This window comes from Pseudomonas fluorescens, assembly GCF_902497855.1.
Lineage (GTDB): Bacteria > Pseudomonadota > Gammaproteobacteria > Pseudomonadales > Pseudomonadaceae > Aquipseudomonas > Aquipseudomonas fluorescens_BI.
Genome location: NZ_CABVHU010000025.1, coordinates 63162 through 84297, shown reverse-complemented (window position 1 = coordinate 84297; position 21136 = coordinate 63162). Strand labels below are relative to the sequence as shown.

The 21136-nt window shown below is 61.1% G+C and carries 13 protein-coding genes; 7 read left to right on the top strand and 6 right to left on the bottom strand.

The features are described from left to right. Positions 1-370 precede the first annotated feature (370 nt). From F8N96_RS32160 to F8N96_RS32150, 3 genes are all read left to right on the top strand, one after another. The gene (locus F8N96_RS32160) at positions 371-1171 is read left to right on the top strand and encodes an endonuclease/exonuclease/phosphatase family protein (protein WP_191630822.1); all 801 of its coding nucleotides are present in this window, start codon (positions 371-373) and stop codon (positions 1169-1171) included. Positions 1172-1419: 248 nt separating this feature from the next. After that, positions 1420-3987 carry an autotransporter outer membrane beta-barrel domain-containing protein gene (locus tag F8N96_RS32155; RefSeq protein WP_150801196.1) on the top strand — a complete coding sequence of 856 codons (2568 nt, stop codon included), beginning with the start codon at positions 1420-1422 and terminating at the stop codon, positions 3985-3987. Between the two features lie 311 nt (positions 3988-4298). Continuing rightward, complete coding sequence (locus F8N96_RS32150) at positions 4299-5366, top strand: autotransporter outer membrane beta-barrel domain-containing protein (RefSeq protein WP_150801195.1); 1068 nt, start codon at positions 4299-4301, stop codon at positions 5364-5366. Positions 5367-5517: 151 nt separating this feature from the next. Here the strand turns inward: F8N96_RS32150 and glgB are convergent, their stop codons facing one another. From glgB to F8N96_RS32135, 3 genes are all read right to left on the bottom strand, one after another. Further along, on the bottom strand, positions 5518-7749 hold the full coding sequence (gene glgB / locus F8N96_RS32145) for a 1,4-alpha-glucan branching protein GlgB (protein ID WP_150801194.1): 2232 nt from the start codon (positions 7747-7749) through the stop codon (positions 5518-5520). 2 nt (positions 7750-7751) lie between these two features. Further along, positions 7752-11093, bottom strand: coding sequence for a maltose alpha-D-glucosyltransferase (gene treS, locus F8N96_RS32140; RefSeq protein WP_150801193.1), 3342 nt, complete (start codon positions 11091-11093; stop codon positions 7752-7754). A 159-nt stretch (positions 11094-11252) separates the two neighbouring features. After that, on the bottom strand, positions 11253-13247 hold the full coding sequence (locus F8N96_RS32135; RefSeq protein ID WP_150801192.1) for an alpha-1,4-glucan--maltose-1-phosphate maltosyltransferase: 1995 nt from the start codon (positions 13245-13247) through the stop codon (positions 11253-11255). Between the two features lie 217 nt (positions 13248-13464). Here F8N96_RS32135 and F8N96_RS35175 point away from each other — a divergent pair, with 217 nt between their 5' ends. Then, entirely contained in the window at positions 13465-13629 is a 165-nt protein-coding gene (locus tag F8N96_RS35175) for a hypothetical protein (RefSeq protein WP_191630821.1), read from the top strand. A 171-nt stretch (positions 13630-13800) separates the two neighbouring features. Here the strand turns inward: F8N96_RS35175 and F8N96_RS32130 are convergent, their stop codons facing one another. Further along, positions 13801-14304 (bottom strand): MgtC/SapB family protein, encoded by a 504-nt coding sequence (locus tag F8N96_RS32130; RefSeq protein WP_150801191.1) that lies wholly within the window; start codon positions 14302-14304, stop codon positions 13801-13803. Between the two features lie 128 nt (positions 14305-14432). Between F8N96_RS32130 and F8N96_RS32125 the strand changes: the two genes are divergently transcribed. From F8N96_RS32125 to mapR, 3 genes are all read left to right on the top strand, one after another. Continuing rightward, positions 14433-14666 carry a DUF3203 family protein gene (locus tag F8N96_RS32125; RefSeq protein ID WP_150766376.1) on the top strand — a complete coding sequence of 78 codons (234 nt, stop codon included), beginning with the start codon at positions 14433-14435 and terminating at the stop codon, positions 14664-14666. A 195-nt stretch (positions 14667-14861) separates the two neighbouring features. Then, positions 14862-16292, top strand: coding sequence for a cytochrome c oxidase accessory protein CcoG (gene ccoG, locus F8N96_RS32120; RefSeq protein WP_150801190.1), 1431 nt, complete (start codon positions 14862-14864; stop codon positions 16290-16292). Between the two features lie 97 nt (positions 16293-16389). Further along, complete coding sequence (gene mapR, locus F8N96_RS32115; RefSeq protein ID WP_150766378.1) at positions 16390-17799, top strand: GntR family transcriptional regulator MpaR; 1410 nt, start codon at positions 16390-16392, stop codon at positions 17797-17799. Positions 17800-18006: 207 nt separating this feature from the next. On the opposite strand, the gene F8N96_RS32110 is transcribed toward mapR, so the two are convergent. Next, complete coding sequence (locus tag F8N96_RS32110; protein WP_150801189.1) at positions 18007-18753, bottom strand: SDR family oxidoreductase; 747 nt, start codon at positions 18751-18753, stop codon at positions 18007-18009. 210 nt (positions 18754-18963) lie between these two features. Continuing rightward, the gene (locus tag F8N96_RS32100) at positions 18964-21042 is read right to left on the bottom strand and encodes a putative bifunctional diguanylate cyclase/phosphodiesterase (protein ID WP_150801188.1); all 2079 of its coding nucleotides are present in this window, start codon (positions 21040-21042) and stop codon (positions 18964-18966) included. Positions 21043-21136: the final 94 nt, after the last annotated feature.

Genomic DNA, 21136 nt, shown 5'->3' with positions numbered 1-21136 from the left:
GCACCATGCTGGCAGCATGCAGCTTGAACTCGCGGGTATAGACCTTTCTTTCGTTCATGAAACCTCCAAGTTGGCGAAATCATATCGCCCTTAAGAGGTGTCCGGAATTATTAGGCCAGTTCAAGCCGGCTCCTACAGGTTTCGGCGTTGACCACAATCCATGTGTACACCGGTGATCTACTGTAGGCGCTGGCTTGCCGGCGAAGGCGGCCTCGAGTCTTGCCGCGCCCATTAAGACGCCTTCGCCGGCAAGCCGGCTCCTACAGGGGTCGGATTTGAGACATGAAACCGATGTCACGACGAATCCCGCTGAACTGCCCGCCCCCGCATCAGTCGCATGCATAAGCAGCGCGAAATCAGAGGAGTGATCGTGAGCACCGATTCCAAGCCGCAGGCCATCGAACCCACGCCGTTGGACACGCCACCGATGGTTCATCGGCTGAGAGTGCTCACCGTCAACACCCACAAAGGTTTTACCGCGCTCAACCGACGCTTCATTCTCCCGGAACTGCGCGAAGCGGTGCGCAGCACTTCGGCGGACCTGGTGTTCCTGCAGGAAGTCGTCGGCGAACACGGGCGTCATTCCTCTCGTTTCAACAACTGGCCGCAAACCTCGCAATACGAGTTCCTGGCCGACAGCATGTGGAGCGACTTCGCCTACGGCCGCAACGCGGTCTACCCCGATGGTCACCACGGCAATGCCCTGCTGTCGAAATACCCGATCCGCGAATACCGCAACCTCGACGTCTCGATCACCGGCCCCGAACGCCGCGGCCTGCTGCATTGTGTGCTGGATGTCCCGGGGCACGCCGAGGTTCACGCAATTTGCGTGCACCTGAGCCTGCTGGAAAGTCATCGCCAGTTGCAGCTTCAGCTATTGTGCCAACTGCTCGAATCCCTGCCTGACGAGGCACCCGTCATCATCGCCGGCGACTTCAACGACTGGCAGCTCCAGGGCAATGCCGCCCTGGTGCGCCGCGACTACCTGCATGAAGCCTTCGAACGTCATCACGGCCGGCCCGCGAAGACGTACCCCGCGCGGTTTCCACTGCTGCGCCTGGACCGGATCTACCTGCGCAACGCCAGCAGTCATGATCCGCGGATATTGGGCACCAGGCCGTGGACACACCTGTCGGATCACTTGCCGTTGGCGGTCGAAGTCCACCTCTGAAGACCCGCACTTACCTGGGCTACCTGTCATTTGTGTCAGTAGTCGTGCTGTAAATCTATTGCTACGGTGGCGGCGTCCGTATCGGCTTTGCGAACGGGCATACGAGCCACTGTAGCCGTCGTTGCCGAAGGTGTTTCCACTACGGGTTATCCGCCGTCCCGATGCTGTCTCGCAACCCGCGCTGCCGAATGCGTCCTGGCCTTCGTGACGAATGAGGCCTGGTCGCCAATCAATACGCGGAGACGAGCATGAACTTTTCGACAAGGATGCCCAAGTACCGTTACGGCGCCTGCGCTGTTTCAATCTGGTTGTGTATCGGCGCGCCCCCGAACGCCCACGCGAGTTGCACGCTGACACCCACCGCCGGCAACGACAATTACCTGTGTGACAGTGCCAGCAGCGGCCCGCTGACCGACCTGTCGGGCAATAACAGTCTGACCTTCCCTGCCAATGGCAGCGGCACCATCAATGGCAACGTGACCTTCGGCGCGGGCAACGACAGCGTGACCATGGATTCCGGCCTCCTCGCCGGCACACTCAATCAGGGCGACGGTGCCGACACGTTGACGATCAGTGCCGGTCAGATCACCGGGGCTGTCAACCAGGGCAATGGCGTCGACGATTTCAGCATGACCGGCGGCACCCTGCAGTCCCTCGCCCAAGGCGACAGCCGCGACACCTTCCGGATGACGGGGGGCACCATCGTCGGTGCGTTCGAGGATGGTGATACGGCAAGTATGACCGGCGGAAGCATCGGCCGGGTCGACATGAAGCTCGACAACAACCTGTTCGATCTCTCCGGCGGGCAGATACTTGGCAACCTGGTGACCGGGTTCGGCACCGACACGATTATCGTCTCCGGCGGACGGATTGGCGGCAACGTCTCTGTCAGCGGTGGCAACGACAGCATCAGGGTGACGGGAGGCGAAATCGTCGGCGAGATACGCGCCAGTGCCGGTGATGACACGCTGCTCTGGGACGGCGGCGGCATTATCCGGTCGGCCATCCTCATGGGGGAAGACAATGACAACGCAACCTTGCGCAATCTCGGTGAAAGCACCCTCGCCCTCACCCCGACTCTCGATGGCGGCAACGGCAACGACCTGCTGACCTTCGACGGGACCACCTCGGCCGGCAGCAATCGCTACAGCAACTGGGAAACGGTCAACCTGAACAACGGCTCGCGCTTCGACCTGGACGGCACTTTTCGGTTGGGGGACAGCGTCAGCGGCACCGGCGTGTTCACTATCGACGCCAGCAGCACCTTGACGTCGGCCCAGGGCAGCATCACGCCTTTCACCGCTGGCCAGCGGGCAACCTTGAACAACGCCGGGGTGATCGACCTGGGCAGCGGCAATACCCGCACCAGTGACACCCTGACGGTTCAGGGCAATTACGCGGGCAACGGTGGTCGGCTTTTTTTACAAAGTGCGCTGGGTGACGACAATTCCGCCAGCGACAAACTGGTGGTCAGCGACGGGACATTGACGGGCAATACTCTGATTTCCGTCACTAATCTTGGCGGTGCAGGCGCCCTGACCCGCCAGAACGGCATCCAGCTGGTACAGGCCCAGGGCACGGCTGTCAGCAACAACGATGCCTTCGCGCTCAAGGGCCTGGTTTCGGCGGGCGCATACGATTACCGCCTGTTCAAAGGGGGCGTTACCACCGGGAGTGAAAACAGTTGGTTCCTGCGTTCGGCCGTTGTCGCGCCAGCGGTGACCACTATTCCCAACCCTGAACCGGGCTTGCCGCCGATCACCGTTGCGGTGGTTGCCACACCGGTCGCGGCTCCCGCCCCGGTCGGTGCCCCCGAGCTGCCCGCGTTGCCAGCCGCTGTGCCAGGTGCCGCGCCGATTGCCCTTTACCGTCCGGAAGTCCCGACCTGGTCCGTGCTGCCGCCGGCTGCCGCGCAATTGACGCTGGCGGCGTTAGGCACTTTCCACGATCGCCAGGGCGATCAGCGCCTGCTCACTGAAACCGGTGCCTTGGCCGCTGGCTGGGGCCGGGTCTATGGCAAAAACTTCGACCAGACCTGGGCCGGCACGGTGACACCGCGGCTCGACGGGTCGCTCAGCGGCTTTCAGGTCGGCAATGACTTGTTCGCCTCGCAACTGGCAGGCGGGCAAACCTGGCGCACGGGTTTCTTCGTTGGCCACAACCGCCTGAAGGGCGATGTCGACGGCTTCAACCAGGGCTTCGAGGGCAAGCGCGCCGGCAAGGTAGAGCTGGAGGGCGACAGCCTCGGCCTGTACGGGACGCTGACCGATCCGGCGGGTGGTTACCTCGACACGGTGGCGATGTACAGCTGGCTCGACGGTGACAATCATTCCGAACGGGGCCTCAAGCTGGATACCGAGGGCCATGTCCTGACCCTTTCGGCGGAGGCCGGTTACCCGTTCCCGGTCGCGGCAAACTGGGTGGTGGAACCCCAGGCACAGGTGATCTACCAGAAAGTCGCCCTCGACAGCCAGGACGACGGAATTTCACACGTGTCGTTCGACTCCGACAGCGCCTGGACCGGACGCCTCGGGGCGCGGCTCAAGGGGCGCTACACAGTCGGCGGCCAGCCACTGGAACCTTACCTGCGCGCCAACCTCTGGCACACATTCTCGGCAACCGACAGGGTCACGTTTGACCACGCCGATCAAATAGAGACGCAGCACAAGTCCACACAGGCCGACGTCGGCGTCGGGGTGATACTCAGTCTCGCGCCGTCCATCAGTGTCTATGCCAGTGCCGACTACAGCAGCAATATAGATAGCAACCAGCAACGTGCCCTGTCCGGCAATGCCGGTGTCAGGGTTAGCTGGTAGCGTTACACCGGGTTTACAGTTCGCGCTTTTTTGACGATTCAACGAACAAACAAGAGGTTAGAGAAGCGCCATAATTCAGTCACTTATAAACCCTAAAAATAGCAGTACCGCTCATCGGCCAATTTCTTGACGCAACGTCAAGGGTCTTCTTAGCTACACGTTACTACCCCCGGAACCATACCAGGGGCAAGCCTCCAGGCACCCGCGACAACGGGCGGCCAGAGGTTTGCCCAACCCATTCGGTCGCCCCTCATTCGGGGTAGGAGAGACGCCAAAGCGAGATTAGGCATGCTATTGCAAGGAAGACCGCCATGAAAAAGTCACTCGGCCCACAAGCGATCAAATTCACGTTTTGCACGGTTTCGGGGTCTCTCCTGCTGTGCTCAGCCATGGAAATCCATGCCTCGCCTGAAGGTCGAGCAATCACCCCCTGGTATGACCAGGAGGTTCAACGGCAGACCTTGCCCGCCCTCGCTGCAACCGATCCTGGCCGCTTCAATGCCAACCCCGACTTGCGCAGCTCACACCTCACTGTGGAAGACGCCGCGCCGTTGGCCTGGGATCAGCTTTACGGACAGCGATCGCGGCAGGCACAAACCGATTATCTGGCCCAGGGCTATTCCATTCCGGACGCCAACACCCTCAAAGGCCCGGCGATCCTCACCCTGCAAAATGGCAGTGGCCATACCCAGCGGGTCGGACTGATCGGCGGCACGAGTCAGTTCCAGGGCACAGGCAATGGCTTGCTGATCAGTCGCGCCCTTGCCGATCCCCACACCGAAACCCTCAACCTGCAAGGCGAGAGCCTGGGCGCCTACTGGAGCCTGACCGGCCCCAAAGGCTGGCACGTGGACTTGAGCGCCAGTGGCGGTCGGGTGAACGGTTACAGCCGTGACGGCCAGGGCGCCCGGCAAGCGGCCGAAGGCAGCGCAGTGACGCTGTCGGTGGAAGGTGGTTTCCCGATCGGCCTGAGCGAAAACTGGGTGATTGAACCCCAGGCGCAGTTGATCAATCAACGGATCACCCTGGACACCCCAAACCGGGACTCAAGAGACCCGACGTCCAGCGACCTGACATCATGGAGCGGTCGGGTCGGTGCAAAGTTGAAAGGCAGTTACGACATCAATGGCCTGCCCGTCGAACCTTACGTGCGGACCAACTTGTGGCACACGGTTTACACCGGCAATACCCTGACCCTCGATCAAGTCGACAAGATCAGCAGTAGCCGCTATTCATCGTCCGTCGAAGTGGGATTGGGGCTGGTGGCCAGGGTGACGCCCGCGATGAGTCTGTACGTCAGCGCCGATTACAGCAGTGATGTGGATGACAATGATTTGAATGGGTTGATCGGGAGTCTGGGGGTGCGGATGCGGTGGTGAGTGTTTCAAATCAAGAAGTGTGTTGTCTGGTTTGGCGCCTTCGCGAGCAGGCTCGCTCCCACATGAGGTCTCCTGTGCACACAAAATGTGTGCATGGCATAGATCAATGTGGGAGCGAGCCTGCTCGCGAAAGGCGCGCCACGGTGTTAGATCAACCCTCCGGTCGCAACATCAACACCGCCAGCGGCGGCAAGTTCAGCACCAGCGACAGCGCCTGCCCATGGCTTGGCTCGTCCTCGGTAAACGCCCCGCCGCTATTGCCGTAGTTGGAACCGGCATAAGTCGCGGAATCGCTGTTGATCACCTCCGTCCAGCGTCCGGCAAACGGCACACCAATGCGATAAGCCTCACGCGGTACCGGCGTAAAGTTTGCGACCACCAGCACCGGCCGCCCGTCCTTGCTCCAGCGCATGAAGGCGTAGACGCTGTTGACCGCGTCATCACCGATCAACCACTGGAAACCCTGTGGCGCGTCGTCCTGCTCGTGCAGTGCCGGCTCTTCGCGGTACAGCCGGTTGAGATCGCCGACCAGTTTCTGCACGCCCTTGTGTTCCGAATACTGCAGCAGGTACCAATCGAGTTGCTGGTCGTGGTTCCACTCGCGCCACTGGCCGAACTCGCAGCCCATGAACAGCAGCTTCTTGCCCGGATGCCCCCACATGAAACTCAGGTACGCCCGCAAGTTGGCGAATTTCTGCCAGCGATCGCCGGGCATCTTGTCGATCAGCGAATGCTTGCCGTGCACCACTTCATCGTGGGAGATCGGCAGGATGAAGCGCTCGGACCACGCATACACCAGGCCGAAACTCAGTTCGTTGTGGTGATGGGCGCGGTACACCGGATCCTGCTGGATGTAATGCAGCGAATCGTGCATCCAGCCCATGTTCCACTTGTAGTCAAAACCCAGGCCGCCCTGTTGGGTGCCCTGGCTGACACCTGGCCACGCCGTGGACTCTTCGGCGATCACCAGCGCGCCGGGGGCTTCGAGGTCCACTACATCATTGAGGTGACGCAGGAAGTCGATGGCTTCAAGGTTCTCCCGGCCGCCGTGACGGTTGGGTACCCACTCGCCGGCCTTGCGCGAGTAATCGCGATACAACATCGAGGCCACGGCATCGACCCGCAGGCCGTCGACGTGGAAATGCTTGAGCCAGTGCAGCGCCGACGCCAGCATGTAGCCGTGCACTTCGGTGCGGCCCAGGTTGTAGATCAGTGTGTCCCAATCCTGGTGAAAGCCTTCCTGCGGATTGCCGTATTCGTACAGCGCGGTGCCGTCGAACTGCGCCAGGCCGTGGGTATCGGTCGGGAAATGCGCCGGCACCCAATCGAGGATCACGCCGATTTCAGCCTGGTGGCAGGCGTTGACGAACGCCGCGAAGTCATCCGGCGAGCCGTAGCGGGCGCTCGGGGCGAATTGCGAGAGCAGTTGATAACCCCATGAACCGCCGAACGGATGTTCCATGATCGGCATTAATTCGATGTGGGTGAAGCCCAGTTCCTTGACATACGGAATCAAGCGCTCGGCCAGTTCGTGCCAGGTGTACTGGCGGGCGACCTCGCCCAGATCGTCCAGCTCACACTGCCAGGACCCGGCATGCAGTTCGTAGATCGACAGCGGCGCGTTCGAGCGATGACGGTCGCCTCGCGACAGCATCCAGTCCTGGTCCTGCCAGTCGACGTTCAGTGGTGAAGCGACTTTCGACGCGGTGTCCGGCGGCAGCGAAGTGGCCAGGGCCATCGGGTCGGCCTTGAGTGGAAGAATGCCGTGACTGCCGAGGATTTCGTATTTGTAGGCCTCCCCCGCTTGCATGCGCGGGATGAAGACTTCCCAGACGCCGGTGGGATGGCGCAGACGCATGGGATGGCGGCGCCCGTCCCAGTTGTTGAAGTCACCGACCACCGACACCCGCCTGGCGTTCGGTGCCCACACCGCGAAGCGCACGCCGTCGACCCCGTCAACTGTCTTCAGTTGCGCACCGAGGCACGCACTGAGATCGCGATGGTTGCCCTCGGCGAACAGGTACAAATCCATCTCGCCGAGCAACGGGCCAAAGCTGTAAGGGTCTTCGGACAGCTGTTCGCCACCCGCCCAGCGAGTCCGCAGCAGATACGGCTGGGCACGGTCGAAGTGGCCGACAAACAACCCGGGTGTCTGGGTGGCCTCGAGGTTGCCGAGTTCCTCCCCGGAGTCCCTGGCCACCACCTGCACGCTCAAGGCGTCCGGCAGATAGGCCCGAATGAATTGCCCGCCGGCGCCATCGCCGTGGGGGCCGAGAATTGCAAAAGGGTCATGATGCTCGGCACGTACCAGAGCATCGATATCCCGTGCCTTGGGCAGCAGCGCTTCTTTAGCGTGACCCTGATCCCTGTTCGAGAAACTCATGACTACTCTCCATCAAAATCGGAAAAGGGTTTAAGCCCACTCAATAGCCCATACAAACCGTGCAGTGGCACAGGCAACCATGTGGGGCGATTTTCAGCTTCATACGCCACCTCATAAGCTGCCTTCTCCAGGCCGAACAACGCCAGCGCGGCGTCCTCGCCTTCCGGATCTTGCCACGCATGAGCAAGACTAGCTGCAGCCAGCCGATAAGCGTCGATAAATGCTTGTTGCGCTTCATTTAAATAGCGTTCGGCGACCCGCTGGCGAGCGGCCTGTGCCACGTCCGTGTTGTCGACGTTGTGCACGTTGATCGTCATCGCCGCGGCGTAGTCGAAGGAACGCAACACTCCACTCACATCTTTGTAAGGACTGTGTTTGCCACGTCGTTCGTGCAACGGCCGCGCCGGTTCGCCTTCGAAGTCGATCAGGTAAGCGTCGCCCTTGATCACCAGCACCTGCCCGAGGTGCAAGTCACCGTGGACGCGGATCCGCAGGCCGCCGGCCGCCTTTTTGCCCAATTCCTGGACGTGGCCGAGAATGGCTTTTTTGTTGTCCAGCAAACGAGTGACCAGGGTTTTGTCCGCCGGGTTCAGTTCGTGTTGGTGCTGCTTGAGCAACTTCAGGGCGTTTTCCAGCTGTGCCGCCACGTCCTTGGCCGAAGCCAGTGCCTCCTTCTGCGTGGTGACTTGCGGCGCGAAGTCCGGGTTGTCGGTCGGTGCCGCCAGCACCTGGTGCATTTCCCCCAGGCGCTGGCCGAGCATGCCGGCGAAGTCTCTCAGCTCGCCGAGGGCGTTGTAATGCTGCTCCTGTTCGGACATGGCATCGGCCAGTTCATCGCGCAACGCCCGTTCCAGGTTGTTCTGCGTCCATTCCCAGGCATCCCCCTGATTGCTCAGATAACCCTGGGCAATCATCAACAGATTGTCCTCGCCCGCCCCATCGCGGCGAATCACCGAGCCCAGCAGCGGCGAAATATTGGCGAAGCCGGCCTCGGTCAGGTACGCGCTCATTTCCAGTTCCGGGTGCACACCCGACGCCACTTTACGGATCAGCTTGAGCACCATGCTGCTGCCCACCACCACCGAACTGTTGGACTGCTCGGCGGACAGGTAACGCACTTCCGGCTCCGCCGGGAGGCCAAGCCTGGCCAGCTCGTCGGTGGCTTCAAAACGGATCTCGCCACCGTCCGAAGGCAACAGGGTGTTGTTCTGCATGCCCTGCAATACCGCGCGGATGAAGTTTTCCAGGGCGAACGCATCCGTGATCAAGCCGACCTGAGGCCCGCGTCGCACTCGAGACAGCGCCAGCTGCTGCGGCAATGCGGGGCCGACCTGATCATCGGCAATAAAACCGAACGGCAATTGGTAACGGCTGGTCTGGCCGCCGCTGGTGACTTCGATTTCACTGAGCAGTACCGGATGCTGCGCATCGCCGAAGCGCACGCCATAGGCCAGGTGGACCTTGTCGATGGCCGCGTCCTTGCCCGCGAACCAGCGGCGGTTTTGCAACCAGCTTGGTAAGATGCCCTGCTCCAGCGTGCCGCGTGACGGCGCTTCGAGCAGTTCTTCCAGGCGTTTCTTCAGCACCAGGGTGGTGAAATCTGGAAGGCTTTGCGCCGGTTCTACGTGCCAGCTGGGCATTTGATTCTCCGCTGCAAGTCCAAACCAGTAAAAACCGTAAGGCGCCAAGGTCAGCAGGAAATTCAACTGGCCGATCGGCGGGAAGGCGTTACCGCCAAGCATCTCCACCGGCACCATGCCGGCATAGGCGGACAGGTCCAGCTCCGCCGCTTGCGCACTGCGCGAGACGTTGGCGACACACAGGATGATTTCGTACTTGCCATCCGGCCCGCTGTATTCACGGGTGTACGCCAGGATCCGGCGGTTGCTCGGCGAAAGCATTTTCAGGGTGCCGCGCCCGAAGGCCTTGGACTGCTTGCGCACGGCGAGCATGCGCCGCGTCCAGTTCAACAGCGAGTGCGGGTCGCCGGCCTGGGTTTCGACGTTGACCGACAGATAGCCGTATTGCGGGTCCATGATCGGCGGCAGCACCAGGCTGGCCGGGTCGGCGCGGGAGAAACCGCCGTTACGGTCGATCGACCACTGCATCGGCGTGCGCACACCGTCGCGGTCGCCGAGGTAGATGTTGTCACCCATGCCGATTTCATCGCCGTAATACAGGGTCGGTGTGCCGGGCATCGACAGCAGCAGGCTGTTGAGCAGCTCCACGCGGCGGCGGTCGCGCTCCATCAACGGCGCCAGGCGGCGGCGGATGCCCAGGTTGATCCGCGCCCGACGGTCGGCCGCGTAGTAGTTCCACAGGTAGTCGCGCTCCTTGTCGGTGACCATTTCCAGCGTCAGCTCATCATGGTTGCGCAGGAAAATCGCCCACTGACAATTGGCGGGAATTTCCGGGGTCTGGCGCAGGATGTCGGTGATCGGGAACCTGTCTTCCTGGGCCAGCGCCATGTACATGCGCGGCATCAACGGGAAGTGGAACGCCATGTGGCACTCATCGCCATTGAGGCCTTTGGCGTCGGTGTCACCGAAATACAGCTGGGTATCTTCCGGCCATTGGTTGGCCTCGGCCAGCAGCATGCGGTCCGGGTAATTGGCGTCGATTTCGGCACGGATCTGCTTGAGGACGTCGTGGGTCTCGGGCAGGTTTTCGTTGTTGGTGCCGTCACGTTCGATCAGGTACGGAATCGCGTCCAGACGCAAACCATCGATACCCATGTCCAGCCAGTACCGCATCACTGACAGCACGGCTTTCATGACTTGCGGGTTGTCAAAGTTCAGATCCGGCTGGTGAGAGTAGAAGCGGTGCCAGAAGTACTGGCCGGCCACCGGATCCCAGGTCCAGTTGGACTTCTCGGTGTCGAGAAAGATGATGCGGGTGCCGTCGTATTTGTGATCGTCATCGGACCAGACGTAGAAATCCCGCGCCGCGGAACCTTTCTTTGCCTTGCGTGCGCGCTGAAACCAGGCGTGCTGATCGGAAGTGTGGTTGATGACCAGCTCGGTAATGACCCGCAGGCCACGTTTGTGCGCCTCGGAAATGAAACGCTTGGCATCGGCCATGGTGCCGTAGTCGGAATGCACGCCCCGATATTCGGCAATGTCGTAGCCATCGTCGCGCCGTGGCGAGGGGTAGAAGGGCAACAGCCAGATGGTATTGACGCCGAGGTCGGCAATGTAATCGAGTTTGGCGATAAGCCCGGGAAAGTCGCCGATCCCGTCATTGTTGGAGTCGAAAAACGATTTGACGTGTACCTGGTAGATCACTGCATCCTTGTACCAGAGCGGATCCTTGATAAAGGTGGCTGCCTTGGGTTTCTTCGCCATTTGAAACTCCTGTTGAAAACCAGAGGACGCCCCGGGCCAGATCGTTCCCACGCTCTGCATGGGAATGCCGACACGGACGCTCCGCGTTCGGCTCTGGATGGGACGCGGAGCGTCCCGGGCCGCGTTCCCACGCGGAGCGTGGGAACGATCGATCATGTGCTAAACAGTGAAGCGCCAGATCCCGAACGGCAGATGCGCCGGATCGATTCGCATGAACTGGTACTTGCCGTGCCAGGTCCAGCGATGGCCGCTCATCAGGTCTTCACCCTGGCTGCTGGCATCGTCGGGCAACCCCATCTCCCACAGCGGTAATTCGAAATTCGCTTCCTGGACGTTGTGCGGATCCAGGCTCACCGCCACCAGAATGAAATTGCTGCCATCGGCACTGCGTTTGCCGAAATACAGGATGTTGTCGTTCCAGGCGTTGTAGACCTTGAGCCCCAGGTGCGTCTGCAGGGCCGGGTTCTGTCGGCGGATCCGGTTGAGCTGGGCGATCTCGGCAATGATATTGCCCGGTGCGGTGAAGTCCCGTGGGCGGATTTCATACTTCTCGGAATTGAGGTATTCCTCCTTGCCCGGCACGGGTGCCGCTTCACAGAGTTCGAACCCTGAATACATGCCCCACAGGCCGGAGCCCATGGTCGCCAGCGCCGCGCGAATCAGAAAACCGGCACGCCCGCTTTCATGCAGGAACGCCGGGTTGATGTCCGGCGTGTTGACGAAGAAGTTCGGCCGGTAGCACTCGCGCCACGGCGACTCGTTCAGTTCGGTGAAATAGGTCGCCAGTTCGGTCTTGGTGTTGCGCCAGGTGAAGTAGGTGTAGCTCTGGGTGTAACCGACCTTGCCCAGTCGCGCCATCATCGCCGGGGTGGTGAAGGCTTCGGCCAGGAAGATCACTTCCGGGTGCAACGCCCGCACATCGGCGATCAGCCATTGCCAGAACGGCAGCGGCTTGGTGTGGGGGTTGTCGACGCGAAAAATCTTCACGCCCTCCTCGACCCACCCGACCACGATGTCGCGCAATTCCACCCAGAGGCTGGGAATCGCATCGGTGGCGTAGAAGTCGACGTTGACGATGTCCTGGTATTTCTTCGGCGGGTTTTCGGCATATTTGATCGTGCCGTCCGGCCGCCAGTTGAACCAGCCCGGGTGCTGTTTGAGCCACGGATGGTCCTGGGAACACTGGATGGCGAAATCGAGGGCGATTTCCAGCCCATGCTCGGCCGCTGCCGCCACCAGCCGGCGGAAGTCTTCCCGGGTACCCAGTTCCGAGTGAATCGCCTCATGCCCGCCCTCTTCGCTACCGATTGCATAAGGGCTGCCCGGATCGTTCGGCCCCGCGGTCAGGGAGTTGTTGGGGCCTTTGCGGTAACTGCGGCCGATCGGGTGGATCGGCGGGAAATACAGCACATCGAAGCCCATGTCCTGAATCATCGGCAGCCGCGAGTGCACATCGTTGAAAGTGCCGTGGCGGGCCGGGTCGTCCGTGATCGAGCGTGGAAACAATTCATACCAACTGGCGAACTGCGCCAGTTCTCGTTCGACGTCCAGCGGGTACTCGGGGCTGATGCTCAAATAGGCGCGGTGATCGGCCTGGGCCATCAACTCGGCGCTACGCTGGTGCATGAACAGCGCGACCTGCTCGATTTCGAGCAGCCCGGACAATTCATGGTGCAGCGCGGCCAGGTCCTCGCTCAGTTGGCCTTCCGCTCGCTCCGCCGCTTGCTGGACCTGGTTGCGGCCTTCCTGCAACTCCAGACTGACGGGCACGCCCGCCAGATGTTTTTTCTCCAGCTCATAGCGGAAGCTGGCGAACTGATCGATCCAGGCTTCGATACAAAACACGTAACGGCCCTGCTCCACCACATGGAACTGGCCCTGCCAGCCATTGTTGCCCAGGCTGGCCATGACCTCGCTTTGCCAGGTTTCGTCGCCATCGGCACGCCAGCTCACCCGTACGGCCAGTTGATCATGGCCATCGGCAAACACCTTGCTGGTCACCACCACGTCCTGCCCCGCCACGGCTTTGACGGCAAACTGCCCGCCATCGAGGGTCGGCATGGTGTCTTCGATCGCGATGCGCGGCAGCAGTAAAGCCTGCGACAGCGGCATATGCGGGTTGTAGTTGAGCTCTTTCGGTTTTTCAGCAGTCATCGAGCATCTCTCCTTTACGCCCCATGGACGCTCTTGTGCTTGGTCGCCATTCGCGCAGGGCCGTCGACCCCGGAATGAACTCACTTAGGTTCCGAGCGACGGGCGCGGGTAAAGTTCACGGGGATTTGCTTGAGTCTTCGCGGGAATCAATTCCTTTGTGCAAGGGTCAACCTACTTAAGCACGTCCTACGCCATGTGCCACAAGGAGGCTCCAAAGATGGTTATCCCCGTCCCGGCTAAAACCCCCGATCCGAACATTGACAGTCCGACCATACCGCCAACGGAACCGCAACCGGTGCCTGAACAAGAGCCGCCGGGCACCACCCCGCCGCCGCGGGAAGATCCGCCGGAGACGATGCCGCCGGTGATCGTCAAACCCTAAACACAATTTTCCCAGACCGATGAAGATGATCGTTCCCACGCTCTGCGTGGTAACGCAGCCAGGGACGCTCCGCGTCCCTTTCCAGCTGGAACGCAGAGCGTCCCTTGAGGCATTTCTACGCAGAGCGTGGGAACGATCAGATCAAGATCAAAAGATCGAAGCCTTCGGCAGCTACAGATGATTGTTGTCCTTCTCGAAGATCTTCACGATCTTCGGCATAACACCCAGAATCAGCAATGCCAGCAACGTACTGAGCACCGCCGTCGCCTCGCGCCCCAACCCGGCTGAAACGCCGATGGCCGCGGTCATCCACAAGCCGGCGGCGGTGGTCAGGCCTTTGACGTGGCCTTCATCGCCCTCCTGGTTTTTCAGGATGGTCCCGGCGCCGAGAAAGCCGATCCCGGCAATAACGCCCTGGACTACCCGGCTCATGGCGTCGGCCTGGGAGCCGGACATCTGCGGTACCAATACAAACAGCGCCGCCCCCAGCGCCACCAGCATGTGGGTGCGCACCCCGGCGGCCTTGCCCTTCTGTTCGCGTTCAAAACCGAGAATACCGCCCAATACGGCGGCCATCAGCAGGCGCACCGTGATGCGTGTCAGCTGGGATGCATCGCCGATGTCGGCGAACTCCGCTTGCAGGGTCACCCAAACTTCATGCCACCAGGCGTTCATGGCGCAGTCCTTGTAAATGAATGGCTCGATAGAGGGTGGACCGCAGCGACCATTAATCGGTTGCACAGAACGATGTCCGCCAAAAACGTCCTAACAGCTTAGAACCCGCCGAAAAAAGGACACCTCTCATGACGGTACGCATCGAACACCAGACCTGCTTCTTTATCACCGAAAACGGCGAAGAAATTCGTCTGTGTCCCGACGTCACCATCCTGACTGACGCTGAGAAGGCCATGTCGGCAGTGGACATCGATGGTCAACGCATCTACATCACCGAAGCAGAAGCCGATGCATTGACCGTAGCAGGTGCCGTGGACGGTCGCCGGCATTTGAAGGCCACCGACAGTGATTCGGTAATTTGAACGACCCGTGTCAATAATGCCTCCCGGCGCCTGATACAGGCGTCGGGATTGCGCTGCGCCAGGTGCTTCAACTTGTCGCAGGCAACGGGTTCCAGCCCATCTGATCCGCTTTTTATTGCAATAGCTGAGTCTGTTATGCAAACAGATCGCCGCGCATAGTGCTCACGCCTGATGGAGGCTGATGAGCGACAGACCATGAGCGATAGAATTCCCGCCCGAACCCTGGAAAGCGTCCCGCCAGTACAAAGCTACGAGCCTTCGCGTCCAAAGATAAAGGCCAAGTCCAGCGACAACCTGATCCATACCCGCAGTTTCACCGGCCTGTTTCGCACCGTGCGCATGAGTGGAGCCGGTTTTTTGTTCGTGCTGTTTTTCGGCACCCTGTGGTTGAACTGGGGCGGTCGCCAGGCGGTGCTCTGGGATCTTTCCGAAAGCAAATTCCACATCTTCGGCGCGACCTTCTGGCCGCAGGATTTCATCCTGCTCTCGGCATTGCTGATCATCGCCGCGTTCGGTCTGTTTGCGATCACCGTGTTCGCCGGGCGAGTCTGGTGCGGCTACACCTGCCCCCAGAGCGCCTGGACCTGGATCTTCATGTGGTGCGAGAAAATCACCGAGGGCGAACGCAACCAGCGGATCAAGCTGCAAGCCGCGCCCTGGGGCCTGAACAAGCTGATTCGGCGCTCGGCCAAACACAGCTTGTGGCTGGCCATCAGCCTGCTGACCGGCCTGACCTTTGTCGGCTACTTCACGCCTATCCGGCCGCTGGCCGAAGAGTTGCTGACCCTGCAGATGGGCGGCGTGAGCCTGTTCTGGGTAGTGTTTTTCACCGGCGCCACGTACATCAACGCCGGCTGGCTGCGTGAAGCGGTGTGCATGCACATGTGCCCGTATGCACGGTTCCAGAGCGTGATGTTCGACAAAGACACCCTGACCATTTCCTACGACGTCGCCCGCGGCGAACACCGTGGCCCGCGCAAACGCGAGGTGGCACCGGCTGCAGTCGGCCTCGGCGATTGCATCGACTGCCAGCTCTGCGTGCAGGTCTGCCCCACCGGCATCGACATCCGCGACGGTTTGCAGATGGAGTGCATCGGCTGCGCCGCGTGCATCGACGCCTGCGATTCGATCATGGACAAGATGGGCTATGCCCGTGGGCTGATCAGCTATACCTCGGAGCATGAGTTGCAGGGTGGCAAGACCCGGTTGCTGCGGCCACGGCTGATCGGTTACACCGCGGTATTGCTGCTGATGATCGGCACCCTCGCCCTCGCGCTGGTGGAACGGCCGATGGTCTCGCTGGACGTGAGCAAGGACCGGGGGCTGTTTCGCGAGAACAGTCAGGGCCAGATTGAAAACATCTATAGCCTGAAGGTGATCAACAAGACCCAGGAGCGGCAGGACTACCGTCTGACCCTGGTCGATGGCGACGGCTTCCAGCTCCAGGGCAAGACGGAACTGAGCCTGGCGCCGGGCGAGATCGTCGATGTGCCGGTGTCGGTGGCGATGACGGCGCAACGGCCGAGCAGCAGCTCGCAGACCATCAGCTTCAAGATTGTCGACCGTGATGAGCCCGATATTTATAGCGTGGCCAAGAGCCGGTTTGTTGCGCCGATGAACAGATGATCCCTTAGACTGCGGTGCTGCCATTCGCTGTAGGAGCGAGGCTTGCCCGCGAACAATTCACCCCGATTTTTCAGAATGACACCCATCCAGGCACCCGATGAAACGCTACGAAAAATTCGCCGACGACATCGCTGAACTGATCCGCTCCGGCGTCCTCGGCCCCGGCCAGCGTGTGCCTTCGGTGCGCTACGCCAGCCAGACCTACGGCGTCAGCCCGTCCACGGTGTTCCAGGCCTATTACCTGCTCGAACGCCGCGGGCTGATCCGCGCCCGGCCGCGTTCCGGCTACTTCGTCAACGCCCATGCACCGAGCCCGTTTTCCGAGCCGGCGATCAGTAGCCAGGTCAACGAATCCACCGAAGTCGACGTCAGCGAACTGGTGTTCTCGGTCCTCGACTCGATCAAGGACCCCAACACCGTGCCCTTCGGTTCGGCCTTCCCCAGCCCTGCCCTGTTCCCGTTGCAACGGCTGTCGCGCTCCCTGGCCAGTGCCGCCCGGGACATGGACCCGCGCATGGTGGTCACCGACATGTCGCCGGGCAACCCGCAACTGCGGCGACAAATCGCCCTGCGCTACATGGTCGGCGGGTTGATGCTGCCCATGGAAGAATTGCTGATCACCAACGGCGCGCTGGAAGCCCTGAACCTGTGCCTGCAAGCCGTCACCGAGCCGGGCGACCTGGTGGCCATCGAGGCGCCGGCGTTCTACGCCTGCCTGCAAGTGCTGGAACGCCTTAAGCTCAAAGCCGTGGAAATTCCCGTGCACCCGCGCGACGGCATCGACCTTGGCGTGCTCGCGCAAACCCTGGAGCGCCACCCGATCAAGGCCTGCTGGTGCATGACCAGTTTCCAGAACCCCATGGGCGCGACCATGCCCGAAGCCAAAAAGCGCGAACTGGTGGAGTTGCTGCGCAGTCATCAAGTGCCGCTGATCGAAGACGACGTCTACGCCGAGCTCTATTACGGGCAACAGGCGCCGAAACCGGCCAAAGCCTTCGACACCGAGGGGCTGGTGATGCACTGCGGTTCCTTCGCCAAGAGCCTGGCCCCCGGCTACCGCATTGGCTGGGTCGCCGCCGGGCGTTATGCGCAGAAGATCGAGCGGCTGAAACTCATGACCTCGCTCTGCGCCTCGATGCCGGCCCAGGCGGCCATTGCCGATTACCTGCAACACGGCGGTTACGACCGGCATTTGCGCAAACTGCGTTACGCGCTGGAAGAGCAGCAGAGTGCGATGCTGGCCGCCATCGCCCGCTATTTTCCGGCGCAGACACGGGTCAGTCAGCCGGCAGGCGGGTACTTTCTGTGGCTGGAATTGCCGGCACAGATGGATTCGTTGAAATTGTTTCAGATGGCCTTGGCCCAGGGGATCAGCATTGCGCCGGGACCGATTTTTTCACCGGCGCAGCGGTTCAGGAATTGTATCCGGTTGAATTATGGCAGCCCGTGGGATGAGGCTGCGGAGAAGGCGATGGAGACGTTGGGCAGGATTATCAGGTCATTCTGAGCGTTTGATGTCGTTTGAATCATCGCCATCGCCGACAAGCCGGTCTCGCTCCCACAGGAGTACGCAAAACCCCTGTAGGAGCTGGCTTGCCAGCGAAGACGTCCGCAAGGTCGATATGAAGGAGCCTGACCTGACGCTTTCGCTGGCAAGCCAGCTCGTACAGGGTTTGCGTACTCCCGAAGGCTGCGATCTTCTGATCTTCAGCTGTTACCGGCCACCACCCAGATCGACAAAAGTCCCCGTCGCATACGACGCCTTATCCGACAACAGCCACACAATCGCCTCCGCCACTTCGTCCGGACGCCCGCCCCGTGCCATGGGGATCGCCGATTCCAGCTTGCTGACCCGGTCCGGATCGCCGCTCAATGCATGAAAGTCGGTATAGATGAATCCCGGTCGCACGGCGTTGACACGAATACCTTCGCCCGCCACTTCCTTGGACAGCCCGATGGTGAAACTGTCGAGCGCACCTTTAGACGCCGCGTAGTCCACGTATTCATTGGGGGATCCCAGGCGCGAGGCGACCGAGGACACGTTGACGATGCTGCCGCCTTGCCCGCCATGTTTGGGCGACATGCGCAGGAGCGCATGCTTGGCGCAGAGGATCGGCGCCAGGACGTTGGTCTTGAGGGTCTTGAGGATGCGGAATTCCGACATTTCCTCGACCCGGGACTTGTGCCCGACGGTGCCTGCGTTATTGACCAGGGCCGTGACCCTGCCCAGTTCGCTGTCCACCCGCTGAAACAGGGCGATCACTTCGTCTTCGATGCTGACGTCGGCGCGTATCGCAATGGCTTGGGCACCGAGGGCGCGGACTTGCTCGAGCACCGTCTGGGCCGCGTCTTCGTCGGATTGATAGTTGATGCAGATCCGATAGCCCTGTTCGGCGGCCAATAAGGCGGTAGCGGCGCCGATGCCGCGGCTGCCGCCGGTGATGACGATGACTTTATCCATGCTGGCGTTCCCCCGTTTCAAGCGTAAGCAGTCGGAGCAAAGAATAACCGTCATTCTTGATTTTTGCATGACCTGTAGGAGCCAGGCTTACCGGCGAAGAACGATAACGCGGTCTGACAGATGCACCGCAGCGCCTGCTTCGCGGGCAAGCCTCGCTCCTACGGGGCGAAGAACGATAACGCGGTCTGACAGATGCACCGCAGCGCCTGCTTAACCGACTGCCAATTGCTCTGCACGAAGAATCTGCGCCATGAAGCGCGCCGCCGGCAGCGGTTGACCCAGCAGATAGCCTTGCAGCGAGTCGCAGCCGAGTTTCGTCAGGAAGTCCTGTTGCACCCCGGTTTCAACGCCTTCGGCAACGATCCGCAGCCCCAATGCCTGGCCAAGGGCGACGATGGCTGAAACGATGGCGGCGTCGTCGCTGTCGTGTTCCAGATCGCGGACAAACCCCCGGTCGATCTTCAGCTCATTGGCCGGCAGGCGCTTGAGGTACATCAAGCTCGAATAACCGGTGCCAAAGTCATCGATGGACAGGTCGACGCCCATTTCCGACAACGCCTGAAGCACCGCCATGCTCACATCGGCGTCGTTCATGGCGGTGGTCTCGGTGATTTCCAGGGTCAGGCTGTTGGCCGGCAAATGGTGCGTGGCCAGGGCTTTGGCGACGCTCTGCACCAGCCCGACGTGGCAGAACTGCAAGGCCGACAGATTCACCGCGATGCGCCAATCGGTGTAACCGAGCAGATACCACTCGCGCATCTGCCGGCAAGCTTCATTGAGCACCCAGCTGCCAATCGGAATGATCAGCCCGGTTTTCTCCGCCAGGTCGATGAACTTGTCCGGCAGCAGCATGCCCTGGGTCGGGTGTTCCCAGCGCAGCAGCGCTTCGGCGCCGACCGGATGGCCATTGGCGGCGTCGAACTTGGGTTGATAATGGAGACTGAACTGCTGCTGCTCCAGGGCATTGCGCAAGTCTTGCAGCAGTTGCAGCTGTTTGCGGGCGTTGCTGTTCATCGATACATCGAAAAAACTGTAGCCGTTTTTTCCGGTGCCCTTGGCGTGATACATCGCCGCGTCGGCGTTCATCAGCAACTCTTCAGCGGTGTAGCCGTTGCCCGGATAAACCACGATGCCGACACTGGCGGAGATCTGCAGGTCATGTTCGGCCACCTGGAATGGGCGCGCAATCAATCCAACCTGGCGGGCCGCCAGGCTCAAGACGTCATTCTCCTCGCCCAGTTGCACCAGCAGCACGAACTCATCGCCACCGATCCGCGCCAGGGTGTCCTGACTGCGCAATTCCTCGCGCAACCGCAGGCCGACCGCTCGCAGCAACTGATCGCCCATGTGATGACCGAAGGCGTCATTGACCGGTTTGAACCCGTCCAGATCGATGAACATCAATGCAAAACAGCCGCCCTGCTCCTGCACCTTCGACATTGCCTGATCGATGCGGTCAGCCAGCAACACCCGATTCGGCAGGCCGGTCAGGGTGTCATGCAGGGCCAATTGGGTCAGTTGGCGGTTGGCTTCGGTCAGCGAGTGGGCCAGGCTGGCGGTGCGCGCCTCCATGCGTGCATCGAGCACCGACGTCAGCAAGGTAATGGTCAATATCGCCAGGGTGGTGATCAGCACCAGGTTGTCCAGGCCCTTGCCGTTCAAGCCGTCGATGGCTGCACCGCAGAAACTGCCGTCGGCGAAGCGCGCCGCGGCCATGGCGGTGTAATGCATGCCGACGATGGCGATCCCCATGATGACCGCCGCACCGCCACGGATCAGGATCACATAGGGACTGTGCTGGCGCAGGCGGAAAGCGATCCACAACGCGGCGCCCGACGCGCCGACCGCAATGAGCAGCGAGGCGCCAAACAGTGTCGGGTCGTAATCGATACCCGGCTGCATGCGCATGGCGGCCATGCCGGTGTAATGCATGGCACTGATGCCGGCGCCCATGACCAACGCACCGAACGCCAGTTGCCAGGCGGGCAACTGCGCCTGACTGACCAGCCACAACGCAAAGCCGCAGGACAGGATCCCGATCAGCAGTGACAGCAAGGTCAGGGTGACGTCGTAACCGAGGTCGATCGGCAGTTTGAACGCGAGCATGCCGATGAAGTGCATGGACCACACCCCTATGCCCATGGCAAAGGCGCCGCCCGCGGTCCATAAATGCACGGCGCGCCCCTTGGCCGTGGCGATGCGTTCGGTGAGGTCGAGCGCGGTATAGGAAGCGAGAATCGCTACACAAAGCGAGATGATAACCAGTGTGGGGGAATAGCTACCGAGCATGGGCCTTCTCGCGACCGCCCCGTCGTACTGCTTCCGTTCTCGAGGGGGCAAATCCGGCGATTGTACTGATTGCGCAAAAGAACGCACTGAGAAA

What these genes read in the sequence shown, in the direction of transcription:
- F8N96_RS32155 (WP_150801196.1), top strand. Translation starts at nt 1,420, where the DNA reads ATGAACTTTTCGACAAGGATGCCCAAGTACCGTTACGGCGCCTGCGCT.
- F8N96_RS32150 (WP_150801195.1), top strand. Translation starts at nt 4,299, where the DNA reads ATGAAAAAGTCACTCGGCCCACAAGCGATCAAATTCACGTTTTGCACG.
- glgB (WP_150801194.1), bottom strand. Translation starts at nt 7,749, where the DNA reads ATGAGTTTCTCGAACAGGGATCAGGGTCACGCTAAAGAAGCGCTGCTG.
- treS (WP_150801193.1), bottom strand. Translation starts at nt 11,093, where the DNA reads ATGGCGAAGAAACCCAAGGCAGCCACCTTTATCAAGGATCCGCTCTGG.
- F8N96_RS32135 (WP_150801192.1), bottom strand. Translation starts at nt 13,247, where the DNA reads ATGACTGCTGAAAAACCGAAAGAGCTCAACTACAACCCGCATATGCCG.
- F8N96_RS35175 (WP_191630821.1), top strand. Translation starts at nt 13,465, where the DNA reads ATGGTTATCCCCGTCCCGGCTAAAACCCCCGATCCGAACATTGACAGT.
- F8N96_RS32130 (WP_150801191.1), bottom strand. Translation starts at nt 14,304, where the DNA reads ATGAACGCCTGGTGGCATGAAGTTTGGGTGACCCTGCAAGCGGAGTTC.
- F8N96_RS32125 (WP_150766376.1), top strand. Translation starts at nt 14,433, where the DNA reads ATGACGGTACGCATCGAACACCAGACCTGCTTCTTTATCACCGAAAAC.
- ccoG (WP_150801190.1), top strand. Translation starts at nt 14,862, where the DNA reads ATGAGCGATAGAATTCCCGCCCGAACCCTGGAAAGCGTCCCGCCAGTA.
- mapR (WP_150766378.1), top strand. Translation starts at nt 16,390, where the DNA reads ATGAAACGCTACGAAAAATTCGCCGACGACATCGCTGAACTGATCCGC.
- F8N96_RS32110 (WP_150801189.1), bottom strand. Translation starts at nt 18,753, where the DNA reads ATGGATAAAGTCATCGTCATCACCGGCGGCAGCCGCGGCATCGGCGCC.
- F8N96_RS32100 (WP_150801188.1), bottom strand. Translation starts at nt 21,042, where the DNA reads ATGCTCGGTAGCTATTCCCCCACACTGGTTATCATCTCGCTTTGTGTA.